The sequence below is a fragment of the Micromonospora sp. KC213 genome, assembly GCF_004348325.1.
GTDB lineage: Bacteria > Actinomycetota > Actinomycetes > Mycobacteriales > Micromonosporaceae > Micromonospora.
The window spans coordinates 20,110-27,153 of sequence record NZ_SMKF01000071.1 but is presented as its reverse complement, the minus strand read 5'-3'; the positions used below and the strand labels follow the sequence as shown (position 1 = coordinate 27,153).

Below are 7,044 nucleotides of genomic sequence, written 5' to 3'. Positions count from 1 at the left end.
CAGCGGTGGAGCGCTGACCGGGTACGGGGTGGTGGGCGGCGCGCTGGGCGCCGTCGGGGCGGAAGCCGGTGGTGCGCTGACGACCGGGGACGGCGGCAGCGGGGACGCCGACGGTGGTGCCACCGCGGGGGCGCTGGTGAGGTCGGCATCCGGCGGGGTCGCAGCCAAACGCCGGGCTCCTGGTCCGGTCCGCTCGGCCTCCTCCCGCAGCAGTGGCCCGATCTGCTGGACCTGGATGGTCGGCCGGTCCCAGCCATGCGGCTTCGGGGCCGACGGGCGCGCGGGGTCGGATGCGTCCCCCGGTCGGCCGGTCGACGCGTACTCCGACTGGCCCGGTGCCGCCGCTTCGGTTCCCTCGCCCGGCCCGGCGGGGTCGGGCTGCTGCGGTGGTGCCGGCACGGGTGCCGGCGCGACCGGTTGCGGTGGTGCGGAGACCGGTGCGGGCACGACGGGAGGCGCAGGCGCCGTCGGAATGCGCGGCGGGGACACGACCGGAGTGGGAGGGGCGTTGACCGGCTGTGGTCCGAGCGGTGGCGTCACGACCGGTGCTGGCGGCACCGTGGCGGTCGGCGGAACCGCTGGCGCGGCGGACGCCCGCTGGTGGGGCGGCGCAGCGGCCGGTGTCGGGAGGGACGACGCCTGACGGTGCGATGCCTGCAGATGGGGCGGTGCCCACGGCGACGAGACCGGCGCCACCGGGCCGGTCTGCGCCGCCGGGCCCACCGGCGGGTGCACCAGCCCGGGCATCTGCTGTGGCACGGGCGGTGTGGTTGGCCCCGGCGGCACGGGCACGGGGGGCGCTGGCACCGCGGGGGCGGGCGCAGGTGTGGGTAACACCGGTGCCGGCGGCATCGACCGCTGCTGCCGGGGCAACGGCACGTGCGGTGCCGAGGGCTGGTGTGCCGGCGGTGCCGTCTGGTGGGAGCCACGGTCGAGTGGGGAAGCAGGCTGCCAGCCCTGGCCGCTCGCGCTGTCGGGCCGTACGTACGCGACGGGTGTCGGTGGGACGACCGGCCCCCGTCGCGCCACCGGATCGGGTTGCACCGGCGGCGCCACGACACTCGGTGGCGCCACCGCACTGGGTGGCCCGGGTCGAGCCATGGCGCTGGGTGGCCCCGCAGGAGCCGTGGGCTGCGGCGGCATCGGCGGGGCGGGGGGAGCCGGTGCGGGAGAGCCAACGGATGGAGGAGAAGGTGCGGGGACGGTTCCGGCGCCGAGGTACTGCCGGGCAGCGCTCACCGCGGCATGCTGCTCGCCCAGCACCGACGGACCGTAGGTGACGACCCGGGTGAAGTTGCGGCGGGCCTCGTGCCGGTTACCCAGTTCGTCGGCCACCTGGGCGAGGTCGAAGCAGATCGCCAGCATGAGCGGGTCGGCCGGATTCCAGCGGCGCTCACCCGCGGCGTACGCCTCCTCCAGCACCCGGCGGGCACCGGCCGGGTCGTCGGCCTCGCGGTGCATCCGCGCCAGCAGGTGGGCGGCGCTCAACACGTCGGGGTGGTCCTCTCCGTACCCGCGCCGGGCGGAGGCGAGCGTGTCGGCGAGCAGCCGGCGGGCGGCCGAGAGGTCGCCGGCGGCCCGTAGGGCGAGGGCCCGCTGCTGGACGCCGGCAAGGGGAGAGGGCTGTGCCACGGGAGCAATGCTGCCCGTAGAGCGCGCCCGGACGCTACCCGCGTCACCGGTGTCCGGATCTCTCGACCCGGTTGAGCTGGGCAGACACCCCACCCGGACGGCGATGTGCATGATCCACCTCGGGCGTGTACAGTAATGCCCCGTGCGGCCAACCTGGGTGGCTGACCGGCGGGAAATCCCGCCTGGCTGACCGGGTAGGCTGAATGAGTAGGTCCGGGTGGCGGAATGGCAGACGCGCTAGCTTGAGGTGCTAGTGCCCGTATAGGGCGTGGGGGTTCAAGTCCCCCCTCGGACACAGATTTGAAGCACCCCTGCTGTATCTGACGAACCCGTGGTCAAGCTCGCTTGATTACGGGTTCGCTGCCCTTGGGGCGGCCTCCATCGGGACTGTTTGCGGTGGGGTTGATCGCCATGCCTGACGCGACTGTCGCCGCGTTGGTGCCTCCTGCGCGGCCGGGGCGAATCCGTGGGGGCGGCCGGCGACCAAACGGCTCGCTACGTCGTGCGCCGTTGCCGCTGCCAGATCTTCCGATGCCACGCGTGGGTGTCATGGTGTATGGCTTGGCAGCCGTCGACATCAGCGGTCGAATCGCCGACCGGGTGATCGTCCGCGCGCTCGGCTGGACGTCGGGTACCCGTCTTCATATTCATGAGGACGCCGGGCTCATCGTCGTGCGGGTGAGCTCGCAGGGTGTCTTCACCCTCACTGGTCAGTGCCATCTGCACCTGCCCGCGGCTGTCCGGAGGTGGTGCGGTCTGAAGGCTGGTGAGCGGGTGCTGCTGGCGGCGGATCCCACCGCCGGGGTTCTTGTTGTGCACCCACCGGCTGCCCTTGACCGGATGATCGTCCAGGCGCAGACTGCGGCTCTTGGTGGGGGCCAGGGATGAGTCAGAGCACGGCAGGCTCGGCTGAGTTGGATGCCGCTCGACTGCTGCTCGCAAGAATGGGCATCTCGGCGGCCGACCTCATCGAAGCGTCGGCGAAGCGTTCGTTGGCGCCGACATTCGCCGAATACGTTCCGGTCGTGGCAGCGGCGGTCAGTGCGGGTACGCGGCGAGCCTACGGCTCCTACTGGAAACGCGTGGTGGAGCACTGGGGACAGCGGAGGCTGAACGAGCCCACACCGTCGGAGATTGAGCGTTTGGCGGAGTATGTCAAGACGCATGTGGTGGCTCGTCGGAATGCCCGCGCAGGTCGAAGCGCAGCGGAGCACCTGGTTGCCGCGCTGCGTTGTCTTTACAGGAGGGCGGTCGCTGATGGTTTCATCGCGGCGTCGGACAATCCTGCGTTGAAGGTGGCGAAGCCGCGTCGTTTGCCGAGCACGCGGCGGGCGGTGGCGGACGTTCGGCTGGCGGAGATCAACGCTGTGGCGGCCAGCACAGGGGATGATCCGGCGCTCGATAGCCTGCTCTTGCGGTTGCATACCGAGACGGCGTGTCGCCGTGGCGGAGCTTTGGCGCTTCGTCCTGTTGATTTGGACCCGGACCAGTGTCTGATTCTGCTTCGCGAGAAGGGGGACACGGTGCGTTGGCAGCCAGTTTCTCCCACGTTGATGAGGTATCTGCAGCGGCATGCTGAGCGGCTCGGACTTTTTCGCCGCCCCAGCGCTGAGGCATTCAGCCGGATGGCGGTACCGTGACGGTCTCCGCTGCCGAAGTGACGGCACCCGACGCGAACGGCGGGAAGGGTGTCGCAGTGATCTCTGAAAAGTTTTGGTCCTACATAGCACTCCTCGACGGTGTGGTGACTCCCGACAGATGCACCCGCCTCGTCGAGCGGTTGGCCGCAGCCGGTGAGGCAGGTGTACGGCAATTCGCCGACGATCTTGCGGCTGCGGTGAACGCGCTCGACACCCCGCAACACATGTCGCAAGCGGTCTGGGATGTCTCGGAACCAGCTGATTCTCCGCCGGTTCCCATGTCCGACGATGTCTTCCTCTACGCGAGACTGGCCGTGGTCGCTGCTGGGCTGCGTACCTGGCGGCAGGTGGTGGCCGATCCCGGGTCTCTGTCTGGGCGCTGGCAGGTAGCGAGCGCTGAGGAACTTCTGGAGGTGGCACCCCGTGCGTTGGAGATCGCCACGGGGCTGGACTGGGACCACACGCCCGTGGTGGACGTGGCTGCCGGCAGCAACGATGCCGCATGGGGAACCACCGCTGTCGAGGACAATGACAAATGGTGGAACTGGTACATGTGTGGTCATGAGTACGACGAGAAAGCTGTGCGGGACGGTTTCGACAGCGTGGCTTACGACCTGGAGAGGGCGATCGACTCCGACGCCGCTTGGAGGGCTTGGTGGAGCAACGCCGGCGTGCCCGACCTTGAGGTCTACCCTTACTACACGTGGTCCGTGGTGCCCAAGCCGCGCCTCGGCAAGGGGCGAAAGGTGGTGCGAGTCCACTACGGGTTCGACGCTGCGATCCTGCACCGCGCGTCGACCCAGGACCTGCCACAGCTGGCAGCTGAGCATCAGCGGGCGATGCTTTTATTCGTACAGTCGAAGCTCGGCCTGCCGGAGACGCCACCGCTGCCGGTGCTGCCGTAGCGGCGGCGGACGATGGGTGCCAGTGCCACCGGCGCCCTGACGCTACGGGCTGCAGACCAAACGTGAAGGCAAACGAGGAACATTGCTCCGCGCGGCGGGTAGCCACGACGGGCGGTCGAGCTCGGGTCTGGCGATAGGTTTCACCTGTGACCTTGCCTGTCTTCTATGCGCGACCAGAGTGCGTGGGCAGCATCCTCAGCGTTCCGCCTGCCCTGGCCAGCTGGGACAGGGCTGGGTCACCTGGTCAGGTGCGGTCCAATCGGATCGACACCTAATTACGCATCGTTACGTCTGGTCGTCGGCAGATCCGAGGTTGCTGGCGACGCCTCCACCGTCGACGTCGAGGGTTGCGTCGTGCCCCGCTCGTGGTTTCGCGGCAGCACGGAGGAACGCGTCGGCGAACACCTCGCACGTCCGTGTCACGTCCGGAAGTTCGTCACCCACAATGGCCTCCAACACTGGTCGGGTCAGAGAGTGGAACACCAACGGGCCGACCAGTAGTTGCGCGAGCAGCGGGAACGGCAGGGGACGCAGCCGACCGGCCGCCACCTCAGGCATCAACAGGAGCCGGACGGCCTGCAGCAGGGCCGGGCCGTTGGCGCGCACCAGTCGGCTGGCCGGGCCGTCGGGGCGGCTAAACAGGTCACCGAAAATCGCCGGGATGACGCGGGGTTCCCGGTGCAACGCGGTGAGCAGCGCGCGGTAGATCGCTCGTATCGTCTCTTCGAGCCGATCCGGCGGTTCGGCGGCCAGCGCGCGCAGGTCGAGCACAGGACTATAGCGCTCGAAAACCGCGGCGAGCAGGCCGTCGCGTCCGTCGAAGGTCGCGTGCAGGCTCGGTAGCGAACAGCCGGCGGCGGCGGCGACCGCGTCGAGCGTGACCCCTCCGAGGCCCCGTTCGCCGATCAGGTGGGCAGCGGCCTCGATGGCTCGTTCCCGGACCGGGGGCCGCCCGCCGGGGTCTACGCCAGAGTCGCGTACGGCGTCGTCAAGGGCGGAGCGGGTACCCCCGAGCCGGCGCAGCAGGGTGCTGCGGGAGATGCCTGCCGCTGCCGCGATGGCGGTGAGCGGTACCTCCGCCACGGGCTGGTCACGGTCGCGGGCCGCAGCGAGTGCGGCGGCGACGAGGCCGGCGGGAACGGCAGCGGTCACGAAACTGACACTACAACAGCGGTGACATCGGCTCAGATATCTCGTACAGTTCGATTTCAACAGGCGATGATATCGAGCATGGAGTCCCCCATGACCGAACAAGCGGCCACGAGCCGCCTGGGAACGGTGAGCGAGGCGACCGTCGTCGTGGCGGGCGGCGGACCGGCCGGCATGATGCTCGGTCTCATGCTGGCCCGCGCCGGCATCGACGTCGTCGTGCTGGAGAAGCACAGCGACTTCCTGCGCGACTTCCGGGGTGACACCATTCACCCGTCCACGCTGGAGCTGATTGAGGAGCTCCAGCTCACCGAGAAGTTCGCGAAGATTCCGTACAACCCGGTACGCACGACACCGGCTGGCTCCCTCGAAGAGCTGAACATCAAATACCCGTACGTGGCCATGGCTCCGCAGTGGGACTTCCTGGACATGCTGGCCGACGAGGGCCGGTGCTACCCCCACTTCCACCTGCTGATGGACACCGAGGTCACCGACACGATCCGGGAGCAGAGGCGCATCGCCGGTGTGCGCTACCGCGACCGGCACGGCCAGGAGCGCGAACTGCGGGCAGCGCTCACCGTGGCCGCCGACGGCCGGCACTCGACCCTGCGCGCCGCCTCCGGCTTGCCCGCGAGGGAATACGGCGTGCCAGTCGACGTCCTCTGGTTCCGGCTGTCCAAGAGTGAGAGCGACCCGCAGCAGGGAATCGCCCTGGCCCGGGTCTCGCCGGGTCGGTGGATCGTCGGCATCGATCGACGCACCTACTGGCAGGTGGCCTACTTCGTCCGCAAAGGCGGCTACGCGGCCGTACAGGCCGCCGGGATCGAGGCGTTCCGCCAGAGCATCCGCGACACCGCACCCGAACTCGTCGAGCAGGCGGGCGAGCTGAAGTCCTTCGACAACGTGAGCGTGCTCGACGTACGAGTCAATCGGGCACCACGCTGGCACCTGCCCGGACTGCTGCTGATCGGGGACGCCGCGCACGCCATGTCACCACTGGGTGGGGTCGGGATCAACCTGGCGATCCAGGACGCGGTCGCCACCGCGAACATCCTCTACCCGGCGCTGCTAAGGGCACAGCGCACCGGCACGCCGGTGCCGGAGAAGCTGCTCCACGACGTCCAGCGACGGCGGGAACTGCCCACGAGGGTGATCCAGTCCCTGCAGCGAGCCGCGCAGCAACGGCTCATCGACCCGGTACTGCGCGGCGCGGAGTTCAAGGTCCCCCCGCTGGTCGGCGTGTTGCGCCGGATCCCGCAACTGCGCCGCCGGGCACTGCGCACCTTCGCCCTCGGCATTCGGCAGGAACACGTCCGGACGCCACGCGTCGAGACGGCCACCGAGCCGGTGCTCGGGGGGCAGGGTGCCCCGCGACGGAATCCAGCCTGACCTCTACCAATCCGGCTCGCCTGGCGGCCACGATTCGGCCTCCACGTCGGACGGGGTGGTTTACGGCCCCGGCTTGCGGTGGCTCGGGCCTCGCGCCGAATCTGCCGCTTTCCCACGCGGTAAGCGCGTACCGTCGATGGCATGAGTGCTGCTCCGCGGCGGGCCCGGTGATGAGCAGGTGGTTGTCGGCGGTGGAGAGACCATCGTTTAGCGGGCCTGTCTGTACGAAATCACGCGCGAGTTCGCGCACCGCTTTCGACGCCGATCTGCGGGTCTACCAGCACCGCCCCGACCCAACCGGACGGAGCCGCTGGCGGATCCGGGCGTGA

Annotated in this window: 6 protein-coding genes, 1 tRNA gene and 1 pseudogene; 6 read left to right on the top strand and 2 right to left on the bottom strand. The window is 69.5% G+C overall.

Translation table 11 applies throughout. The annotated features are described in order from the left end of the window. Nucleotides 1-1,632 (bottom strand): tetratricopeptide repeat protein (locus E1166_RS32695; RefSeq protein WP_132339807.1); only part of this gene is annotated, 1,632 nt, incomplete at its 3' end. A gap of 211 nt (nt 1,633-1,843) precedes the next feature. Between E1166_RS32695 and E1166_RS16250 the strand changes: the two genes are divergently transcribed. The 4 genes from E1166_RS16250 to E1166_RS16235 all read left to right on the top strand — a co-directional run bounded on the left by E1166_RS16250 (nt 1,844) and on the right by E1166_RS16235 (nt 4,177). Further along, nucleotides 1,844-1,927: transfer RNA gene (locus tag E1166_RS16250), tRNA-Leu, on the top strand. Between the two features lie 254 nt (nt 1,928-2,181). After that, nucleotides 2,182-2,520, top strand: coding sequence for an AbrB/MazE/SpoVT family DNA-binding domain-containing protein (locus E1166_RS16245; RefSeq protein WP_132339815.1), 339 nt, complete (start codon nt 2,182-2,184; stop codon nt 2,518-2,520). After that, a complete protein-coding gene (locus tag E1166_RS32070) occupies nt 2,517-3,272 on the top strand; it encodes a hypothetical protein (protein WP_243710378.1) in 756 nt (251 codons plus the stop codon). The genes E1166_RS16245 and E1166_RS32070 overlap by 4 nt, the downstream gene beginning before the upstream one ends. A gap of 56 nt (nt 3,273-3,328) precedes the next feature. After that, on the top strand, nt 3,329-4,177 hold the full coding sequence (locus tag E1166_RS16235; protein ID WP_165944356.1) for a DUF4240 domain-containing protein: 849 nt from the start codon (nt 3,329-3,331) through the stop codon (nt 4,175-4,177). A gap of 285 nt (nt 4,178-4,462) precedes the next feature. Here E1166_RS16235 and E1166_RS16230 read toward each other — a convergent pair whose 3' ends face one another. Further along, entirely contained in the window at nt 4,463-5,329 is an 867-nt protein-coding gene (locus tag E1166_RS16230; protein ID WP_132339803.1) for a TetR/AcrR family transcriptional regulator, read from the bottom strand. Between the two features lie 90 nt (nt 5,330-5,419). Here E1166_RS16230 and E1166_RS16225 point away from each other — a divergent pair, with 90 nt between their 5' ends. Together E1166_RS16225 and E1166_RS32690 are read left to right on the top strand one after the other, a co-directional pair. Then, nucleotides 5,420-6,715: an FAD-dependent oxidoreductase gene (locus tag E1166_RS16225; RefSeq protein ID WP_132339801.1), complete on the top strand. Its 1,296-nt coding sequence runs from the start codon at nt 5,420-5,422 to the stop codon at nt 6,713-6,715. Between the two features lie 145 nt (nt 6,716-6,860). Continuing rightward, a pseudogene (locus E1166_RS32690) lies at nt 6,861-7,044 on the top strand (hypothetical protein).

Coding starts and splice junctions, on each gene's coding strand:
- E1166_RS16245 (WP_132339815.1), top strand. CDS start 2,182: ATGGTGTATGGCTTGGCAGCCGTCGACATCAGCGGTCGAATCGCCGAC.
- E1166_RS32070 (WP_243710378.1), top strand. CDS start 2,517: ATGAGTCAGAGCACGGCAGGCTCGGCTGAGTTGGATGCCGCTCGACTG.
- E1166_RS16225 (WP_132339801.1), top strand. CDS start 5,420: ATGACCGAACAAGCGGCCACGAGCCGCCTGGGAACGGTGAGCGAGGCG.